The 17,946-nt window shown below is 71.7% G+C and carries 14 protein-coding genes and 4 pseudogenes; 5 read left to right on the top strand and 13 right to left on the bottom strand.

The genetic code is table 11. The features are described from left to right. Nucleotides 1-139 precede the first annotated feature (139 nt). On the top strand, nucleotides 140-1,501 hold the full coding sequence (locus QIS99_RS15800; RefSeq protein WP_282513975.1) for an MFS transporter: 1,362 nt from the start codon (nucleotides 140-142) through the stop codon (nucleotides 1,499-1,501). Nucleotides 1,502-1,755: 254 nt separating this feature from the next. Here the strand turns inward: QIS99_RS15800 and QIS99_RS32335 are convergent, their stop codons facing one another. Next, the gene (locus QIS99_RS32335) at nucleotides 1,756-2,025 is read right to left on the bottom strand and encodes an outer membrane protein assembly factor BamB family protein (protein ID WP_408909568.1); all 270 of its coding nucleotides are present in this window, start codon (nucleotides 2,023-2,025) and stop codon (nucleotides 1,756-1,758) included. Nucleotides 2,026-2,205: 180 nt separating this feature from the next. Between QIS99_RS32335 and QIS99_RS15795 the strand changes: the two are divergent. Next, nucleotides 2,206-2,843: pseudogene (locus QIS99_RS15795) on the top strand (transposase); the annotation flags it as partial. Here QIS99_RS15795 and QIS99_RS15790 read toward each other — a convergent pair. Together QIS99_RS15790 and QIS99_RS15785 are read right to left on the bottom strand one after the other, a co-directional pair. Next, nucleotides 2,758-4,005: a hypothetical protein gene (locus QIS99_RS15790; RefSeq protein WP_282513974.1), complete on the bottom strand. Its 1,248-nt coding sequence runs from the start codon at nucleotides 4,003-4,005 to the stop codon at nucleotides 2,758-2,760. The pseudogene QIS99_RS15795 and the gene QIS99_RS15790 sit on opposite strands and share 86 nt — an antisense overlap. Before the next feature lie 370 nt (nucleotides 4,006-4,375). Further along, a complete protein-coding gene (locus QIS99_RS15785) occupies nucleotides 4,376-4,972 on the bottom strand; it encodes a TetR/AcrR family transcriptional regulator (RefSeq protein ID WP_282513973.1) in 597 nt (198 codons plus the stop codon). A 125-nt stretch (nucleotides 4,973-5,097) separates the two neighbouring features. On the opposite strand from QIS99_RS15785, the gene QIS99_RS15780 reads away from it, so the two are divergent. Further along, nucleotides 5,098-6,168 carry an FAD-dependent monooxygenase gene (locus tag QIS99_RS15780; protein ID WP_282513972.1) on the top strand — a complete coding sequence of 357 codons (1,071 nt, stop codon included), beginning with the start codon at nucleotides 5,098-5,100 and terminating at the stop codon, nucleotides 6,166-6,168. 900 nt (nucleotides 6,169-7,068) lie between these two features. Here the strand turns inward: QIS99_RS15780 and QIS99_RS15775 are convergent. Next, on the bottom strand, nucleotides 7,069-7,518 hold the full coding sequence (locus QIS99_RS15775) for a spore-associated protein (RefSeq protein WP_282513971.1): 450 nt from the start codon (nucleotides 7,516-7,518) through the stop codon (nucleotides 7,069-7,071). 245 nt (nucleotides 7,519-7,763) lie between these two features. Here QIS99_RS15775 and QIS99_RS15770 point away from each other — a divergent pair, with 245 nt between their 5' ends. Then, nucleotides 7,764-8,288, top strand: coding sequence for a hypothetical protein (locus tag QIS99_RS15770; RefSeq protein WP_282513970.1), 525 nt, complete (start codon nucleotides 7,764-7,766; stop codon nucleotides 8,286-8,288). 160 nt (nucleotides 8,289-8,448) lie between these two features. Beyond that, nucleotides 8,449-9,039, top strand: a complete 591-nt coding sequence (locus tag QIS99_RS15765) for a hypothetical protein (protein WP_282513968.1) — start codon at nucleotides 8,449-8,451, stop codon at nucleotides 9,037-9,039. 180 nt (nucleotides 9,040-9,219) lie between these two features. Here the strand turns inward: QIS99_RS15765 and QIS99_RS15760 are convergent, their stop codons facing one another. The 9 genes and pseudogenes from QIS99_RS15760 to QIS99_RS15720 form a co-directional block, all read right to left on the bottom strand. Then, a complete protein-coding gene (locus QIS99_RS15760; protein ID WP_282513967.1) occupies nucleotides 9,220-10,143 on the bottom strand; it encodes a CobW family GTP-binding protein in 924 nt (307 codons plus the stop codon). 1 nt (nucleotide 10,144) lies between these two features. Beyond that, on the bottom strand, nucleotides 10,145-11,812 hold the full coding sequence (locus tag QIS99_RS15755) for an amidohydrolase (protein ID WP_282513966.1): 1,668 nt from the start codon (nucleotides 11,810-11,812) through the stop codon (nucleotides 10,145-10,147). A gap of 100 nt (nucleotides 11,813-11,912) precedes the next feature. Further along, complete coding sequence (locus QIS99_RS15750; protein ID WP_282513965.1) at nucleotides 11,913-13,286, bottom strand: MFS transporter; 1,374 nt, start codon at nucleotides 13,284-13,286, stop codon at nucleotides 11,913-11,915. 117 nt (nucleotides 13,287-13,403) lie between these two features. Further along, the gene (locus tag QIS99_RS15745; protein ID WP_282514014.1) at nucleotides 13,404-13,826 is read right to left on the bottom strand and encodes an aldehyde dehydrogenase family protein; all 423 of its coding nucleotides are present in this window, start codon (nucleotides 13,824-13,826) and stop codon (nucleotides 13,404-13,406) included. A gap of 220 nt (nucleotides 13,827-14,046) precedes the next feature. Further along, a pseudogene (locus QIS99_RS15740) lies at nucleotides 14,047-14,235 on the bottom strand (aldehyde dehydrogenase family protein); the annotation flags it as partial. A 94-nt stretch (nucleotides 14,236-14,329) separates the two neighbouring features. Next, nucleotides 14,330-15,601 (bottom strand): annotated as a pseudogene (locus QIS99_RS15735) (amino acid permease); the annotation flags it as partial. 124 nt (nucleotides 15,602-15,725) lie between these two features. Next, nucleotides 15,726-16,307 (bottom strand): annotated as a pseudogene (locus tag QIS99_RS15730) (FAD-dependent oxidoreductase); the annotation flags it as partial. An 8-nt stretch (nucleotides 16,308-16,315) separates the two neighbouring features. Next, on the bottom strand, nucleotides 16,316-16,684 hold the full coding sequence (locus tag QIS99_RS15725) for a (2Fe-2S)-binding protein (protein WP_282513964.1): 369 nt from the start codon (nucleotides 16,682-16,684) through the stop codon (nucleotides 16,316-16,318). Continuing rightward, entirely contained in the window at nucleotides 16,681-17,913 is a 1,233-nt protein-coding gene (locus QIS99_RS15720) for an NAD(P)/FAD-dependent oxidoreductase (protein WP_282513963.1), read from the bottom strand. Before QIS99_RS15720 ends, QIS99_RS15725 begins: the two co-directional genes overlap by 4 nt. Nucleotides 17,914-17,946: the final 33 nt, after the last annotated feature.

The raw sequence follows: 17,946 nt of genomic DNA, 5'->3' as shown, positions 1-17,946 counted from the left end.
CGGACTGTGTTCGCTATCTACACGCAGTAGTGCGGATTACGCACCATCCGAGGGTGGCGGCCAGGCGATCAGCTACCGGCCGCGTCCACCCGGCGCGTTTCCTCGTCCGCCGTGCGCCGACCCATCTCCGGAGCCACAGATGCCCACCCATGACGCTGCGCGTCGCACTGAATCCCGGCGAATCGCGCTGTCCAGTTTCGTCGGCAGCGCCATCGAGTTCTACGACTTCCTCCTGTACGGAGCCGCCGCCGCGCTCGTCTTCAACGAGCTCTTCTTCACCGATCTCAGTGCCCTCGCCGGAACCATCGCCGCCTTCGGCACCCTTGCCGTGGGCTACGTCGCCCGTCCGCTCGGCGGCATCGTCTTCGGTCACTTCGGCGACCGCGTCGGCCGCAAGTCGATGCTCGTGATGACCATGACGATCATGGCGATCGCCAGCTTCGCCATCGGCCTGCTGCCCACCTACGACGTGATCGGCAGCTGGGCACCGGTCCTGCTCGTCGCCTGCCGTCTTGTGCAGGGCATCGCGGTCGGCGGCGAATGGGGCGGCGCGGCCCTGATGGCGATGGAGCACGCGAGCGAGGGCCGGCGCGGGCTGATGGCCTCCTTCGCCAACATGGGCGGCCCGGCCGGCGCCGTGCTCGCCACCGCCGTCTTCGCCGGGTTCTCGGCGCTGCCCGAGGATCAGTTCCTGAGCTGGGGCTGGCGGGTGCCGTTCCTGCTCAGCCTCGGCCTGATGGCCATCGGCCTGTTCATCCGGCTCAAAGTCACCGAGAGCCCGATCTTCGTGGCGGCGCAGCAGCGCGCCGCTCAGGAGCAGAAGGCGGCCAAGCAAGAGGCACCGCTCGTCACCGTTCTGCGCCGCTACCCGAAGAACATCGTGCTGTCCTGCCTGAGCGGCTGTGCCGCACTGGTCATCCAGTCGCTGCTCGCCACCTTCATGCTCACGTACGCGACCGGGGTCGGCTTCGAACGATCCACGGTGCTCTGGGCCCAGGTCGTCTCCTCGGCGCTGCACATCTTCACGATCCCCGCCTTCGCGATGCTCTCGGACCGGATCGGGCGCCGACCGGTCATGATCGCCGGTGCGCTGGCCACCGCGGCGTGCGCGTATCCGCTGTTCGCTCTGGTCAACAGCGGTTCCACGACGCTGCTCTTCGCCGCCTACATCCTGGGCAACCCGATCCTGCAGGCTTCGATGTACGGCCCTATGGCGGCGTTCGTCAGCGAGATGTTCGGTACCAGGGCCCGCTACACCGGGGCCTCGCTCGGCTACCAGCTGGCGACCACACTGGGCGCGGGCACCGCCCCGCTGATCGCCTCCAGCCTTCTGGCGGCGTCGGGAGGCGGAACCAACTCCGGAACGGTCAGCCTCTACATCATCGGCGTGTGCCTGGTCAGCTCGGCCGCGATCGCCCTGACCAGGGAGTCGCATCGCGCCGACATCGGAGAGTCCGCCGAGCCCCGGGCCGAACGGGCCGACGAAGCGGCAACGGCCTGAGCGGTGTGCCACTGCCCCCGGGGCGCCTGGCCGGAGTTCGCCGGACTCAGGCGGGAGCGTCCCCGGGCAGTGGCTCCGCGCCGGAATCACGGCGTAAGCAGGCCAGCGCCACTCACCGCGCTCACGATCTCGCCGACCCGCTCCACCAAGTCGGATGTGACGGCCCGATCCGAAGTGGTCCCGGCCGACACGGCACGCTCACGTGAGGAACTCGTCCAGCCAGCGGGGCAGTTCGCGCCCGCCTGTCCGGCGCCTCAGGTGAGTATCGCGTGGATGCCCGAGTCCGTGGTGACGTACAGCCTGCCGCCCCCTACCAGCGGATCGACGCCCGCGGCCGTATCATCCGCCGTACCCCAGCGGGGAGTTCCGGTGCGGTCGTCGTAGGCCCACACCTCAGCCCGGTGGGAGACGAGGATACTGCTGCCTGCTTGCACCGGGCCGGAGGCGCATTCGTCGTCGCGGACCGTGCGCCACAGCCGCTCCCCCGTCGATGCGGAGTAGGCCGTGACGTAACCGCCAGGGATGGGCTCGTCCGGCGAGAAGAGAGCCGAGGCGAGGCCGGGGAGGCCGTCGGGTTGGACATTTCGCAGTCCATTTTCCGGGCGCTGCGGTATGAGTCGCCGGTGGCCACGTAGACCGCCTGTCCGCTCGGGAGTACCCCGTCGGCCGTGGGCGCGTCGGTGGTGGTGTGCCAGCGCCGGGGCGTGGACCTGCTCGAATGCGCCCGCCGCCTGGAACTGGCCCTGAACACCGTCAAACGCTACGCGCGAGCCGACCGGCCCGAGCGCATGCTCCGCGTCCCCAAGTACCGCGCCGGCCTCGTCGACCCCTACCGCAAGCGCCTGCGCAAACGCCGGGCCGAGGAACCCGGCGTCCCCGTCCAGCACCTCTTCGAAGAGATCAAGACCCTCGGGTTCACCGGCTGCCTGAACCTCCTGCACAAGTACATCAACCAGGGCCGTGCGGAGGCCGACCGCAGCCACATCTCCCCGCGCCGCCTCGCTCGGATGCTGCTCACCCGGGCCCGACAACCTCAAGACCGAGCATCGCGATCTTCTGGCCCAGCTCACCGGCGCGTGCCATGAGATGACCCAACTGGCCGCCTGCATCGGGGCCTTCGCCGAACTCCTGACTCCTCGCCCAGAACATGCCGCCAAGCTCGATCCCTGGATCACCCAGGTCCGCACAGCCTCTGCCTCATCTGCACGCCTTCACCCGCGGCCTGGACCGAGACCGCGACGCCGTGATCGCCGCGCTCACGCTTCCGTACAGCAACGGCCCCACCGAGGGCGTGAACACCAAGACCAAGCGGATCGCACGCCAGATGCACGGACGAGCAGGCGCTGGGCGCGCAGCGCCGGGGGTAGGTCTCCGAGTTCCTCGAAGTTCCGGGCGAGGCCGCTCAGCGGAGCTGTGGCCAGGGTGGGGGGCGTGTGGGGGCGGCGGAGTCTGCTCTGGTCCATGAAGATGCTGTCGAGTTCGCGGATCAGCGTCACCCGCGCGAGGTCCGTCATCCCCTGGTCCCGCGCCAGGTCGGTCCATGTGGAGACCGGTTCGTCCGACGGGTCCGGCCCGAACATTGACTTGTCGAGCGCCCGCGCCCACTGTTGCAGCTCGTCGGCGCTTGCACCCGGTTCCGGCATGTCGCTCAGGCCGCACGCGGTGTCGAAGTCCGTCTCCCGGGCCTGAAGGAGCAGCGGCAGATCTCCGGTGTCCCCGCGCAGCCCCACCAGTACGGCCGCGAGCCGCAGTTCGTCTGTCATCGATGACTGTGTCTCGTGTCTCAGCAGATGCCGCAGTAGCTCCAGATCGCCTTCTGCTCGGTCGAACTGCGCGGCCCGCAGGGTGATCCGGCGCCGCACCGGGTCTTCGGCGGCTTCACGCCATACCGCGCGGTCGCCTTCCCGCAGCCTGGCGAGATCGGCGCGGCCCGCCGCGAGCACTTGGTCCCACAGCGGTGGGCCGGCCGGGCCTATCCGGTCGTACGCGCACCCCTCATCCGCGTTGAGCAGTACGAAGTCCGGCTCGGTGCGCAGGAGCGCGGCGCGTAGCCTGCCCACCAGCTCGACCGGGGAGCGTTTCGGGAAGCCCAGCGCCGCACGGAGCTTGGCCCGCTCCTCGTCTATTCCGTAACACTCACGGATCTCGTCCTCGGTCTCCGCGACGCACGCCAGGATCTTCTCCTCGCCGTCGTCCGGCGACAGACGTGTGTAGCCGCGCCAGCCGGGCAGGCCGATCACGAGCTCCAGGGTCTCGTCGACACTGGAGCCGATGATCCCCGCGGCGCCCTCCGAGTCGGCGTAGAGCACCGAGCCGTCCGCGCACACGAAGAACGTACCGCCGGTGTCGTCCCCGGCGACCGTCTCCAGCGGCCCGCCCGAGGCGAGGCGGACCTCCTCGACGTGGCCGTGGGCGGCGCGGTCGAGGTCGAAGTCGAAGGGGAAGGCTGCCAGTTCGGCCAGGCGGCGGTCCTGCCGCAGCAGCCGTAGCGCGTGATCGGTCATGTCACAGAACGTAACACCGTCCACTGACAGTGGACTCGCGGCTCTGTACCAGGCCGTAGGTCCTGTTACAGAGGCCGTAGGGCCTGTCTTGCCGAGCCCGCCCTTCGGGCAACGGCGCGAATTTGAAGACACGGCCTGGTGTCCTGAGTCGGGGATTCACTTCAGACTCGTCGAACAGCCCGGTCACGCTGTCGCCGACGGCCTGTCCCGGCTCGCCGAACTCGCCGCGGGATGCATCGGCCTGCCGCTTGCGGGAATGCGTCGGCGCTCTCGCCGGCCACCAGCCGGGTTACGGCCGCCAGCCGGGTGACGGCCACGACGGCCTGGCCGTAGTCGCCCTGCGTACGCCGAACGCCTGACCCCGCCCGGGTTACGCACGCGGAAGAAGCCCCGTCAGTACGGCGCGGAGGCCGGGCTCGGGGTCGAAGTCCTCGGTGGGCAGGGTGACTTGGTGGAAGATCGCGCCGTCGACGTAGTCGAAGAGGATCCGGCCGTGGGCGGCCGGGTCGGTGGAGCCGAGGGATTCCAGCCAGGGCGCGAGCAGGCTCATGAGGGACTGCTGGGCGCGGGCGAGGGAGGTGCGGGCCGTGGGGCGGGCGAGGCCTTCGAGGGCGAGGGTGTAGCGGGCGGCGGTGCGGTGGCGGGCGGGGCCGAGGGCGTGCCGGACGAGTCCGGCGAGGGTCGCGCTCAGGGCCTCGGGCCCGTCGGGGGTGTGCCCGGATGCCGGCTCGGACGTCGGCTCGGGGGTGCGCTCGGCGGCGAGGCTCGCCCAGTCGCGGGCGTCGAGGGTTTCCAGGTGGTCCACGACACCGGCCACGAGTAGGTCGCGGCTGCGGAAATGATTGGACGTCGTGCCGACGGGCGCGTCCGCGGCGGCGTCGACGGCCTGGTACGTGAGGCGACGCAGGCCGCCCGTACCGAGGATCTCCACGGCCGCGTCCAGGACTTGCTCACGCCTGCCCGCCATACGAATCCAGCTCCGCTCTGTCGACCGCCACGCTCGCCCCGGTCCCCGTTCACGTCCGTGGCCGTCCGCGTTCACGTTGACTACAAACATAGTGCGGGCACTACAAACATAGTAGCCTCGCGGGCGTGACCGGAACAGCGATCGTCATCGGCGCCGGGATAGGCGGTCTCGCGGCCGCCGTCGGACTGCGCGCCGCGGGCTGGGACGTCGAGGTGCGCGAGCGCGCCCCCGCCCCGCCCGCCACGGGAACCTCCCTCGGCCTCTGGCCGGGCGGCCTGCACGCCCTCGACGCCCTCGGCCTCGGCGACACAGCCCGCGAACGCTCCCGCGCGGCGGCCGACGGCCGGTTCGTACGGGCCGGCGGCGCCCTGATCGGGAACGTCGACATGGCCGCGCTGCGCCGCCGCACCGGCGAGGGCGTGCGCGTGATCTCCCGCCCCGCGCTCCTCAGCGCGCTCGTTGACGCCCTCGACGAGGGCACCGTCCGCTACGGCGAGCCCGTACCCGACGTACGCGCCCTGGCGTCCCGGTACGACGTGGTCGTCGCCGCCGACGGACTGCGCAGCCGGGCCCGGTCCGTGCTGTTCGGCGGCGCGCACCGGCCCCGCTACTGCGGCGTGACCGCCTGGCACGGCACGGCCGACGTCGACGCGCCGGGCATGACCGAGACCTGGGGCGACAGCGCCCGCTTCGGGGTCACGCCGCGCGCCGGCAGCCGTGCGAACTGGTTCGCCTGCGTACGCGCCCCTGAGCGCGCGACTCCGGCGGGCGGTGAACTCGCCGCGCTGCGCCGCCGGTTCGGCCACTGGCACACGGGCGTGCGGGAGATCCTGGACCACCTCGGCGAGGCCCCCGTACACCGCAACGACCTGTACGACCTCGCCGTGCCCCTGCCCGCCTACGTCAGCGGGAACATCGCCCTCATCGGCGACGCCGCCCACGCCATGACCCCCGACCTGGGACGCGGCGCCTGCGAGGCACTGACCGACGCCGTCGCCCTGACCCGCCGGCTCACCGCCCGCACACGAGTACCGCAGGCCCTCACCGCCTACGACGCGCAACGCCGCCCACCCACCCAACGCCTCGCCCGCGCCGCCCGCCTGATGAACCGGGCCGTACACACCCGCCTGCCCGTCACCCCGGCACGGGACGCGGCGATGTGGCTGTTCCTGACGGCGGGCAGGCCACCTGCCTGAGACGACGGTCCCTGCCTGCCTCCGTCGGCGCTCGGCCCGCACATCGGCCCTGCAGGGCGCCACCCGCAGTGGCGGCCGAGTCCAGGACATAGAAGCCTGGGCCCGCGCATCGCCCCGTGCGGCCGCCTTTGCCCGTCCACGCTCATGACAGTGAAACTCATCCATCCCAGGCTCACGGCTTCATCGCGGCGGGACGTCCCGTCGCCTGCGCACGGCGGTGCAGCGAGCGCTCCGCTGCGTCCGGCGGCGGGCGCAGCCTCTGCGCCGCGTCCTGGCGGGCCTTCTGACGGTTCGTGCGGGCAGTGACCGCTACGGAGAGACCTCTGCGTGCGGGGCGTGCGGGGCGTGCGGGGCGTGCGGGGCGTGCGGGGCGTGCGGGGCGTGCGGGAAGGGTTGCTGCCCTCCGTGCCGGGAGCCGTCGGCAGGCCCAAGCCGTCGCAATCCGCGACCAGTTGCCTGCGCAACGGTGCGACCGGCCGGCCGTTCCCAGCCTGCAGGACCGCACGCCGAGCGAGGACGCACACACGATCACCCACCAGCGGCACTCACACAGCACCTCAGCCGGCAGCACCTCAGCCGGCGGACGGCACACCCATCGAGGCCCTCCACTCCACCAACACCGCCCGGCCCGCGACCCGGCAGAACGAACCGACCGTCAGGACGCCCGGCAGAAGGGGACCGACGGCGACGCAGTGGGGAATGCCGGGGCCGGGTCGTCAAGGATGCGCCCCAGCGCCGACGAGCCGGTGAGGAGTTGGTTGAGGTCGACTGGAAGCAGACCGACAGCCGGGGCCACAATCGCGTACGGGCACCTCAACTCTGTAACCGTCCATGGGCGCGAGGACCGCGGCCCGCCGCAGTCCTCGTCGCCCATGTCAGGTCCTGTCCGCCGCCTTCCTGTCAGCGGACGGTGGTTGTCCGGTGTTCCTTGAGGGCAGCGCAGTTGGAGCCGGTGATCTGGACGTACACGTTGCCGATGTTGCCTCCCCAGTCGACGCAGTGGGCCTTGCCGTAGACGTAGGCAGGGCCTGCGTAGGAGGTGTACGACCCGTAGTCCTCGGCCGCTTGACCGGTGTCCGGGACGTAGATCCAGGAGGACATCTCGATCTCCTCACCGGGGGTGTTGCGGATGGTCACGACGCAGTTCTTGCCGTTGGTCGCGTTGTACGTGAGATAGACCGTGCCCCGCGAGCCGACGGGGGCCGAGTTGACGGTCCGGTAGCTGCTGCCACAGACCTTCTGCGGAGTGGTGTTGGGGGCGGCAGAGGCGGGAGACGCCAGGGCTGTGGTGCCTCCGACGGTCAGTGTCGCCAGAACTACCGCGGTCAGGGCAGGACGATTGAGCAGCATATTTCCCCCTATATCGCTGTTGCAGTGGACTGTTCGCGATTGGTAGGACACACGCCACCGCCGGATGGTTGTGCCGTCCGCGCCGCGGGCGTCCGGAAGCGAGCGTCGATGGCTTCCTGGTACTGGACGGCTCCCTTTCTGACAGCCGAACCAGCGCCGGCTGCACTCGCTGCGGAAGTGGCCCCCGCGGTGCAACCACCGGCCGTTGCCCGGGCGTCGCTGTCAGGAGAGGGGGTGGCGTTGCCATGAGGTTCCTCGATGGGGTACTGCTCGGTGGGCGAGTGCTGGCTGCGGTCGCCCTGCTGGCGCTCGGCGGCCTGATGGTTCTGGCGGCGGGGGTGCTGGCGGTGCGCCAGGAGTTTGTCCCTGCGCTGGCCTGCGGTGTGCTGGCCACCGTGCCGCTCGGCCCTGGCGTGGTGATGACGGGTGACGCGATCCGGCTCCGCCGCGAGGCCCGCGACCCGTCAGCCTCGCTGCAACCGGTGCGGGAACGCCGGTCGCCAGGACTGTGGTCGACCCTCGGCCGGCTGCGCGTGGCAGTGCTGCACCTGACGCTCGGCCTGACGATGGTCGTCCTCGGTGTCGGCGGCCTGAGGGCGCACTCCGGCGCCGGCCAGGTGCTGTTCGCCCTGCTCCTCGTCCTCCTGGGCGTCACCGCCCTGGGCATCGGCCTGTCCGTACTGGTGAACCGGGGCTACTGGCTCTGGGACGAGGAAGGCGTCAGGGGCGGGCCCGTCAGCCAGTGGCGCGGCTCGAAACGGCGCTGGTGACGGAGGAGAGACAGAAGGGCGGAGAGAGAAGGGCGGAGAGACGGAAGGACGGAGAGACGGAAGGACGGGGAGACGGAAGGACGGGGAGACGGAAGGACGGAGAGACGGAAGGACGGGGAGACGGAAGGACGGGGAGACGGAAGGACGGAGAGGGGAACGCATGCCGGGCAGCGGACGCCGTGTCCTCAAGGCTGGATTGCTGGCCCTCGCCGTGACGTCGCTGCTGTTCGGGGCGTTCATGGCGCTGGTGACGGCGGGAGAGCTGACCCGTGCCGATTACGGCGGGGCACTGGTGGCCACTGCCTTGTCGGCCCTGCTGGTCTGGGCTGGGGTACGGCTGGTGCGCACCGCCCGCCGCCGGGGCCCGGTCCGGGTGCGTGGTGGCCGCAGTGACGCGGGGGCGCGATCCGGCGCGTACGGCCGGCGGCGGGCGGGCAGACCAGTCTCCCGGGGGCGGCGGATCATCCGCATCTGCTGTTCCGTACCGCTGCTGCTGGGCAGCGCCTTCCTGCTGGTGGGCGCGGTGCTGTCGTTGGTTCACGGTGAGGACAGCCGGTTGACGGGCCTGCTCGCCGGTTTCGGTCTGCTGGCCGGGCAGTGCGGCCTCCGGCTGGCCGGTATCCAGCGTTCTTCCGGTGGTGGCGGCGGTGACGCACCTGGCGGCAGCGGCTACGGCTGTGGGGGCGGCGCCGGTTGTGGTGCGGGTGGTGGTGGTGGAGCGGGTGGTGGTGGCTGCGGCGGCGCCGGATGACGGTGCGGTTCCCTCCTGCCCCCCGTGATGGCGTCGGCATTGCCCAGTACGTGCGCTGCTTCTCCGGCCCGGCAGCCTCCACGCCTCCACTTTCTCCGCGGCGGCAATCGGCATGCGTACGCCTATGAGCCCGGCATGCATACGCCAATGAGCCCCGGCATACAGGGGTACGGGGCCGGGTCAGCCGTTCAGGATCTCGGTGAGGCGGGCGGTCAGTGTGCGCAGGTCGGTGTCGGCGGCTTCGTCGCCGGCGGTGATGATCACCAGCGTGGTGGCGTCCGCGTCCCGCCAGGCGCCGTCGGTGGTGAGCGACAGTCTCCCGCCGGCGACCTGGACCACCGTGCGGGCCTGCGGGCTGTCGGCGCAGCGGACGAGGCCCTTGAGGCGGACCACCGAGCCCGGCAGGTCTTGCAGGGCCTTCAGGAGTGCGGGCCGGTCCGCCAGGCCGGCGCCGGTGACCGAGGCGGTGCGGTGCACCGAGCGGTGTGCGTCCCGTACATCCGCAGAGGACCGGCTGCGTGGCGCAGCGGGTGGCAGCAGGTCCTTGAGGTGTACGTCACCGCCGGTGGACGGCAGCATGCAGGCGTCCTTCGCGTGTGTGCCGCAGCGCTGCCGCGCGTCGGCCAGCCGGCCTGGTGAGGCCAGGTCCGCTTTGGTCAGCACCACGGTGTCCGCGCGGGTCAGCTGCCGGGCCACGGTGTCGCCGACGAACTCGTCGCAGAGCAGACGCGCGGCGGTGGTGCTGTCCACACAGACCACGGTGGGGCCGGGGGCGAAGCCCGGGTAGGTGCCCCAGGGGCGCAGGGACGCCGGGTCGCCGACGCCGCTGGTCTCCACCACCACGTGGTCCAGGTCGCCGCGCTCGGCCAGGCGGGTCATCACCGCCGAGGTGTCGTCCTGCAGGCTGCAGCAGATGCAGCCGTTGGCCAGTTCCACGGTGTCGCTCGTGGCCGAGGTGATCAACCGCCGGTCGATGTTGACGGACCCGAAGTCGTTGACCACGACGGCGATCCGTGCCGCGCCCGCGGCGGCCAGCAGCCCGTTGAGCAGGGTCGTCTTGCCCGCTCCGAGGTAGCCGCCGAGGACGGTCAGCCGCGCGGTCACCTCAGGCGCTCCGGTGGACGGCCGACGTGTGGTGCGTACCGCCGACAACCGTGCCCCGTACGGCGATCTCGCCGATCTCCTCGGCCGGGACCGCCAGCGGGTCGGCGCCAAGGACCGCCAGGTCGGCGAGCTTGCCCGGCTCCAGCGAGCCGACCTGGTGGTCCATCTTCAGCAGGTAGGCCCCGCCGAGCGTCACGGCTTCCAGGGCCTGTTCGGCGGTGATGCGCTCGTGCTCGCCCATGACGCGGCCCGACACGGTACGCCGGGTCACCGCGTGCTTCACCGTCCTCAGCGGCGACAGCGGTGTGACCGGTGTGTCGCAGTGCAGCGAGAACGGCACGCCGCAGCGCAGCGCGGTGGCCGTGGCGTTCATCCGGGCAGCACGGTCCGGGCCCACGGTGATGTCGATGTGCTGGTCCCCCCAGGCCCAGATGTGGTTGGCGAAGATGTTGGCGCACATGCCAAGTGCTGCCATCCGCTTGTACTGCGCGGGGGTGGTCATCTGCGCGTGGGTGACGGTGTGGCGGTGGTCCGGACGCGGGTGCGCGACGAGGACCTTCTCCATGGTGTTCAGGAAGAGTTCGGTGGCCTGGTCGCCGTTGCAGTGGACATGGACCAGCAGGCCGGCCCGGTGGTAGGTGCTCAGGGCGGTCTCGAACTCGGCAGGAGAGACGGTCCAGATCCCGTTGGGCCGGCCGTCGAGATAGCCGGGCTCCTGCAGCCGCGCGGTGAAACCCTGGATGGAACCGTCGAGCATGAGCTTGACATGCCCCATCCGCAGCTTGCCGGTGCTGCGTTCACGCAGCTCGGCCAGCCGGGCGGCGGCTTCGGCGGGTGCCAGTGTGCCGTTGCCCGCGCCGAAGTGGAACACGGACAGCCGGGCCGGGAAGTCCTCGCTCACCGCCTCCAGGTACGGCGTCATCGACTCGTCCGACGCCAGCAGCAGCGTGCCGAGGTCGGTCACCGTGGTGGTGCCGGTGTTGACCGCGTCCTGGCCGAAGGCGCGGATCGCCGCTGCGGTGATGCCGCCGGTGATGCCGCCGCCGGTGATGCGTTGCACCAGCGACATCGCGGCCCACTCCCGGAGCTCCCCGGTGGGTGTGCCGTCGGCGTGCTTGACCACGCCTTCCACCTGGGTGTCGCGGTCGACGCCTGCGACCTTCAGCGCGGCCGAATTGACCGCGGCCAGGTGCCCGTTGGCGTGCAGGACGTGGACCGGCCGGGCGGTGGAGACGGTGTCCAGCTCGCGCGCGAGCACCGCCTGGCCGGGGTAGTAGATCGGGTCGAGTGCCCACGCGAGGAGCGGCACCCCCGGATCGACGGGCAGCTGCTGCTCGGCTGTGCGCAGCCGTTCCAGGATGTCGGCGACCGTGGCGCAGCCGGGCCACAGCCTGCCGTCCGGGTCGGTCCGGTCGAAGCGGCCGACGTAGATGTGCTCCCACATGCCGCCGGAGCCCGCGTGGCTGTGGGCCTCGACGAAGCCGGGCAGCAGGACGTCGTCGGCGTAGCGGTCGTCCACCACGGTGCCGGGGTAGGCGCGCAGCTCGGCGAGGGAGCCGATCGCGCGGATGCGGTCGCCGCGCACCGCTACGGCTTCGGCCTCCGGCACCGCCGGGTCCATGGTGCGCACGATCTTGGCCGGGTAGATGACGGTCTGCTGCTCGTCCACCACTGTGCTTCCTCTCGGCTTGACTTGGCTCGGCTTGACTTGGCTTGACTCGGCTCGGCTTGGCTTGGCTTGGCTGTCGGCAGGTTCGGGCGGGCCCGTGTCAGGGTGCGACCGTGTCCTTCGCGAGGGTCTCGGGGCGCTGTGCGGTCGGTACGGGGCGGCTCTCCTTGACGAGCAGCGTGCATACGGTGGAGACAAGGCCGATGAAGATCAGGTAGACGGCGACGGGCCAGGAGCGGCCGTCCCCGAACCCGATCAGCCAGGTCGCGATGATGGGCGCGGTGCCACCGCCGATCACGGTGGCGACCTGGACGCCGAGCGCCGCGCCGGTGCAGCGCACTTCGGGGTCGAAGATCTCGGTGAAGAACGCGCCCTGGGTCTGGTACATCAGCACGTTCGCCAGACCGAGCAGCAGGATCGCCAGCAGTGCCAGCGGGAAGCTGCCGGTGTCGAACAGCCAGAACGCCGGGAACGCCGTGACGATCAGTCCGATCGTGCCGGCCAGGTACACCGGCCGGCGCCCGATGCGGTCCCCCAGTGCGGCCGCAGGCATCGACACCAGGCTCATCAGCAGCAGCCCGGAAGTGAACTTCGCCAGCAGGATGGTGCTCGACTCCATCCCGATGTGCGTGGTTCCGTACGCCAGCAGGAACACGCCGGTGAGGTAGGCAATCGTGGTGTTGGCCAGGTGCATGCCGATCACCAGCAGCACGGTCCTCCACTGCCGCTGCAGCACCGCCGCCAGCGGGATCCGTCGGTTGGTGCGGCCTTCGCGCTGCATCTGCTGGAAGACCGGGGTCTCCTCCACCTTCAGCCGGATGAACATGCCGACGACGACGAGGACGGCGCTGAACAGGAAGGGCACCCGCCAGCCCCACGCGAGGAATGACTCCTGGTCGAGGACGGTGGTGAGGAGCAGGACGGTCGCGGTCGCCAGGACGCTGCCGGCGGACGACCCGATCTGCACCCAGCCGCCGTAGAAGCCGCGCCTGCGGTCGTCGGCGTGCTCGGTCGCGAGGGCGGCGGCGCCCGCCCACTCGCCGCCGAGCGCGAAGCCCTGCAGCAGGCGCAGCACCGACAGCAGCACCGGGGCCAGGACACCGATGGACGTGTAGGTGGGCATGATCCCGATCAGGAACGTCGAGACGCCCATCAGGCTCAGCGACGCGATCAAGGACGCCTTGCGCCCCATCCGGTCCCCGAAGTAGCCGAACGCGATGCCGCCTATCGGGCGGGCCAGGAAGCCGGCCGCGAAGGTGGCCAGGGAGGCGATGGTCCCGGTGGCCGAGTCGAGCTTGGTGAAGAACAGCTCGCTGAAGACGAGGGCGGCCATCGTGCCATAGAGGAAGAAGTCGTACCACTCGATGGTCGTCCCGACGGAACTCGCGATCGCCACACGCGACATCCGTTTGCGGCGGGCGGCGTCTTCGGTGCTGCGGGGTGGGGTGTCGTCCGTACTGCTGTTGCTCCCCATGCTCGGCACTCCTTACGAGAGTTGAGTGGTACGGGTAGCTAGCAGCGGTAATTTTTCGTCCGGGTTGCCCGTCCGGCCAGATCCAGGCCGACGGAGTTCGATGGGACCAGGCGCCGCTCAGCCGCGTACCTCCTGGGGCACTTTCCAGGGGTTGTCGTCGCGCAGGGGCGGCGGGAGGAGCGGGGCGGGCCAGGACTGGTAGGTGACGGGGCGGAGGAAGCGGTCGAGGGCGGCTGTGCCAACGGATGTGGTGGTGGGGGCCGTGGTCGCGGGGAACGGGCCGCCGTGCTGCATGGCGTGGGTGACCGAGACGCCCGTCGGCCAGTCGTTCCACAGCACGCGGCCGCTGCGCTCCGCCAACGCCGCGGTGAGGCCGGTGAGTTCGGCGGCCTCACCGGGTTCGCCGTGCAGGGACGCGGTGAGCTGGCCGGGCAGTGCCGCCACCACGGCGGGCAGGTCCTCCGTGCGCTCGTACGTGATCACGAGGCCGAGGGGGCCGAAGCGCTCCTGGGCCAGATGTCCGATGTTCGCGTGGAACAACGGCAGGGTGGTGGCGAGGAGGCGCGGGGCCGTGTCCGAGTCGTCGGCCGGCCAGAGGAGCGTGCGGGTGGCCTCGTGCCCGGCGAGGCGGTTCGGGCCGGGGGCCGGTGGGCCAGTGCGGGGCGGCGCGGTCGATGCGGACGTCGAGGAACCCGCCGGCCCGCGCTTCGTCGGCGAACAGGCGCAACTGGAAGGCGGTGCGGGTCAGTTCACCGTTCAGGCGGGGCATGCCGAGGTGGGTCTCGGCGTCCGCGAGGGCGACGAGCCGGGCCCGCTCGGCCTCCAGGGCGTCGGCGACGGCCGCCAGCGCGTCGGCGCGTGCCGCCGGTCCGGTGTCGGCCCAGGTCCGGGCCGCCGCGGCGGCCGCGGTCACCGCCTGCTGGGGGTCGCGTACGACGGTGGTGTTCATGGTGTCTCCTCTCTGCAAGTCTGCTCGATCAGGTGGACCGACAGCAGCGGGGCGGTGCCGTCGGCGGTGGGGCGGAGCGCGGCCGGTTCGGGGGTCATGCGGAGCTCCCGTCCCGCGGTTCGGGCAGGTGGTCCTCGGCTTGTGAACGCGCCTTGTTCTCCTGTGAGTTGCGGACGCCGAACGCGAAGTAGACGAGCAGTCCGACGGCCATCCAGCCTGCGAAGCGGAACCAGGTGACCGGGTCCAGGCTGGCGATCAGCCAGACCGAGAACGCGACCCCGACGGCCGGTACCAGCGGTACGAGCGGGGTGCGGAAGGAGCGCGGCAGGTCGGGCCGGGTCCGGCGCAGCACCACCACGGCGACCGCGACGACGGAGAACGCCGCGAGGATGCCGATGTTGGTGAGGTCGGCGGCCTCCCGGATGGGCAGGAGCCCGGCGATGACGGCGGAGCCGATGCCCACCGGCCAGATCACCCGGGTCGGCACGTGCCGTTTCGGGTGATTCTTCGCGAAGTACCGGGGCAGCAGCCCGTCGCGGCTCATGGAGTACCAGACCCGCGACACAGCGAGCATGTTGGCGAACGCGGAGGTGGTGATGCCGATGATCGCGCCGACCGCGACGACGATGCCGAGGCCGCCGAGTCCGACCGCGCCGAGCGCGCTGGAGAACGGGCTCTGCGGGTCGATCTCGCGGTAGTCCTGCATGCCCAACAGCACGACACAGACCAGGAGATAGATGACCGCGGCGATGGCGAGGGAGATCACGATGGCCTTCGGCAGGACCTTCTTCGCCTCGGCGCTCTCCTCCGCGGCCGCGCTCATCGCGTCGTACCCGTACACGGCGAAGAACGCGGTCGCGGCGCCGGTGACCGCGCCGCCGATGCCGAACGGCAGGAACGGCGTGTAGTTGCCCGCCGAGATGTGGAAGGCGCCGGCGATCACGACCAGGGCGACGATGCCGAGCTTGACGACCACCAGGACGGTCTCGAAGCGGGCCGACTCCTTGGTGCCGCGGGACAGCACGAAGGCGAGCAGCAGGCAGAGTACGGCGGCGAACAGGTCGACCTGGTGGCCGGGTCCGGTGCCGGGTGCGCCGAGCATCCAGGCGGGCAGGTCGATGCCGATCCGCTCCAGGACGTACGAGAAGTAGCCGGACACGGCGATGGCCACCACCGCGACGATCGCGGTGTATTCGAGCAGCAGGTCCCAGCCGATCAGCCAGCCGACGACCTCGCCGAGCGCCGCGTACGAGTAGGTGTAGGCGGAGCCGGCCTTCGGGATGGTGCCGGCGAACTCGGCGTAGCACAGGGCGGCGGCGGTGCTGGCGATGATCGCGATGGGTGCGGCCAGTGCGGTACGGGACCCGGTGGCGCAGCAACAGGGCGCTGTACTGGGCGAGTTCGCCGGTCTTGGCGGCCTGCGCGGCGAGCTGCCAGGGGCGCTGCGACCAGCCGCGGGCGACGGTGGCCGGGGTGTTGGCCTCCAGGACTTCCAGGACCTGCGACCCGGCCTCCAGGAGTGCGGCGGCCACCGGGAGCAGGAACGGCCCGGTGCCCGCGATCAGCAGGCGGTCGCCGACCACGACCCGCTCCCCCTTGGCGAGCGCCTGAGCGGCGCCGGCGGTGAACACGCCGGGCAACTCCCAGCCGGGAAAGGGCAGTACGCGGTCGTGGGCGCCGGTCGCGAGCACCAGCGCGTCGGGGTCGAGCGTCGTACGCCGCCGCCCGCCTCCGTCGGCCGGTCCGCGCAGGATGTGCACCCGCGGGGGGCCGGGCTGCCCGGGGGCCGCGCGTTCGAGCGCCCACACCGCGCTCTCGGACCACCAGGCGCACCGCGGATGCCCGAGCACCCGGCGCAGCCGTTGCCCGAAGGCGGTACAGCCGTGCTGCAGCAGCTCGGGCCGGGCCGCCTCGTACGCCTCGTACGCCTCGGGCAGCATGCGGTGGTACTGCCCGCCGGGCCGGTCGGCGGAGTCGACGAGGGTCACCCGGGCCCCGGCGCTCAGGGCCCCCTCGGCGGCGGCGAGCCCTGCGGGCCCGGCTCCGACGACCACCACATGGCGGGGTGTCATCACCGTCATCACGACTCCCTGCCGGGCGAGTTGGGCTTGTGTGGGTCGATGGGCGGTTCGGATGCCGGTTCGGATGCCGGTGTGCGGCTCTGCGTGGTCACCACGTCGCCGGGCCGGGCGCGGCGGCGGCAGGCGCGTACGTCACGTTCGCCGCCCACCGTCACCAGGCAGTCGAAGCAGACGCCGATGCCGCAGAAGACCCCGCGGGGTGCGCCCGAGCGGGCCTGCCGCCAGGACAGGCGGCCGGCGGCGAGGAGGACGCCCGCGAGGGTCTGGCCCTCGATGCCGTCGACACACTCGCCGTCGACGGTGATCCGCAGCGGCCGGTCCTGTCTGCCGACGGCGTCGGACTCGGCGCGGACGCGTCTGGGGGTCATGCCGACTCCTCGCTTTCCGGGGTTTCCGGGCCGTCCGCGCCGTCCAGGCCGTCCCGTGCGCCCGCGCCGAGTACGGCCGGACGGTCCACCCGGAACGGGGTCGCGTCCATGACCGGCTGCTCGCCGAGCATCAGGTTCCGCAGCAGCCGTCCGGTGCCCACCGACAGGCCGATCCCGGCGCCCTCGTGCCCGCCCGCGTGCCAGAGGCCGTCGAGCCGCGGGTCTGCGCCGATCACCGGCAGGTGGTCGGGTACGTACGGCCGGAAGCCGCCGTACGCGCGCATCACCGGGACGCCCGCCAGGGACGGGAAGAGCCGGAGGGCCTTGGCGGCGACGGCGGAGAGGACCTCGGGGCGGAGCCGGTCGTCGAAGCCGACGCGGCGGCGCGAGGAGCCGATCAGGACGCTGCCGCCGCCCGTGGACTCCACGACCGCCGAGGTCTGCAGGTCCTCGGCGCTGCTGCCGACCGCGCCGACGTAGTCCGCGTCGTACACCTTGTGGAAGACGGTCGGCGGCAGCGGTGTCGTGACGAGGACGTCGCCGCGCCGGGACCGTACGTCCACGGGGGCGCCGAGGCGGGCGGAGAGTTCGCCGGCCCAGGGGCCCGCGGCGTTCACGAACCGGTCGGCCTCGATCAGTCCGGCCGAGGTGCGGACCGCGGTGATCCGGCCGCCTCGCGTGACCGCGCCTTGGACCTCGCAGGCGGTCCGCAGTCGCGCGCCGGCCGCGAGCGCGTCGCCGAGGAGCGCGGCGGCCGCCGCGGCGGGCTGCACCTGCGCGTCGTCCGGGTAGTGCAGGGCGGCGGTGTGGTCGCGGGTGACGTACGGCTCGGCCCGGGCGAGTGCGGCGGCGTCGAGGGTCTTGGCGTGGACGCCCGCCGCGCGCTGGGCCTCGGCGAAGGCGGTCAGGCCCTTCGCGCCCGCGTCGGTGGTCGCGACCACGATGCCGCCCTTGGGGTCCCACTCCACGGCCTGCGCCGCGTGCGCGGACCGCTCGGCGGTGGCGGCGAGCACTTCGGGCCACAACTTCCGTGAGATGCGGGCGAGTTCGAGCTCGGGGCCCGGGCCTTTGTCGGAGACGAGCACGTTGCCCTCGCCGTGCGCCGTGGTCGCCGAGGCGGGGGCGCCCCGGTCGACGACGGTGACGTCGAGTCCGGCCAGGGCCAGCTCACGGGCACAGGCGGAGCCGACGATCCCGGCGCCGAGCACCACGCCCCGTGTTCCGTACATCGAACCCTCCTCGTTCGTTAAACCGAACGACAG

It is taken from the genome of Streptomyces solicavernae (assembly GCF_029968095.1).
Lineage (GTDB): Bacteria > Actinomycetota > Actinomycetes > Streptomycetales > Streptomycetaceae > Streptomyces > Streptomyces solicavernae.
Note: the sequence above shows the minus strand (reverse complement) of the source record. Positions and strands in the feature narration are given on the sequence as shown.

Excerpts from the sequence above, each read along its gene's own strand:
- QIS99_RS15800 (WP_282513975.1), top strand. The coding sequence starts at position 140 with ATGCCCACCCATGACGCTGCGCGTCGCACTGAATCCCGGCGAATCGCG.
- QIS99_RS15790 (WP_282513974.1), bottom strand. The coding sequence starts at position 4,005 with ATGACCGATCACGCGCTACGGCTGCTGCGGCAGGACCGCCGCCTGGCC.
- QIS99_RS15785 (WP_282513973.1), bottom strand. The coding sequence starts at position 4,972 with ATGGCGGGCAGGCGTGAGCAAGTCCTGGACGCGGCCGTGGAGATCCTC.
- QIS99_RS15775 (WP_282513971.1), bottom strand. The coding sequence starts at position 7,518 with ATGCTGCTCAATCGTCCTGCCCTGACCGCGGTAGTTCTGGCGACACTG.
- QIS99_RS15770 (WP_282513970.1), top strand. The coding sequence starts at position 7,764 with ATGAGGTTCCTCGATGGGGTACTGCTCGGTGGGCGAGTGCTGGCTGCG.
- QIS99_RS15765 (WP_282513968.1), top strand. The coding sequence starts at position 8,449 with ATGCCGGGCAGCGGACGCCGTGTCCTCAAGGCTGGATTGCTGGCCCTC.
- QIS99_RS15750 (WP_282513965.1), bottom strand. The coding sequence starts at position 13,286 with ATGGGGAGCAACAGCAGTACGGACGACACCCCACCCCGCAGCACCGAA.
- QIS99_RS15725 (WP_282513964.1), bottom strand. The coding sequence starts at position 16,684 with ATGACCCCCAGACGCGTCCGCGCCGAGTCCGACGCCGTCGGCAGACAG.
- QIS99_RS15720 (WP_282513963.1), bottom strand. The coding sequence starts at position 17,913 with ATGTACGGAACACGGGGCGTGGTGCTCGGCGCCGGGATCGTCGGCTCC.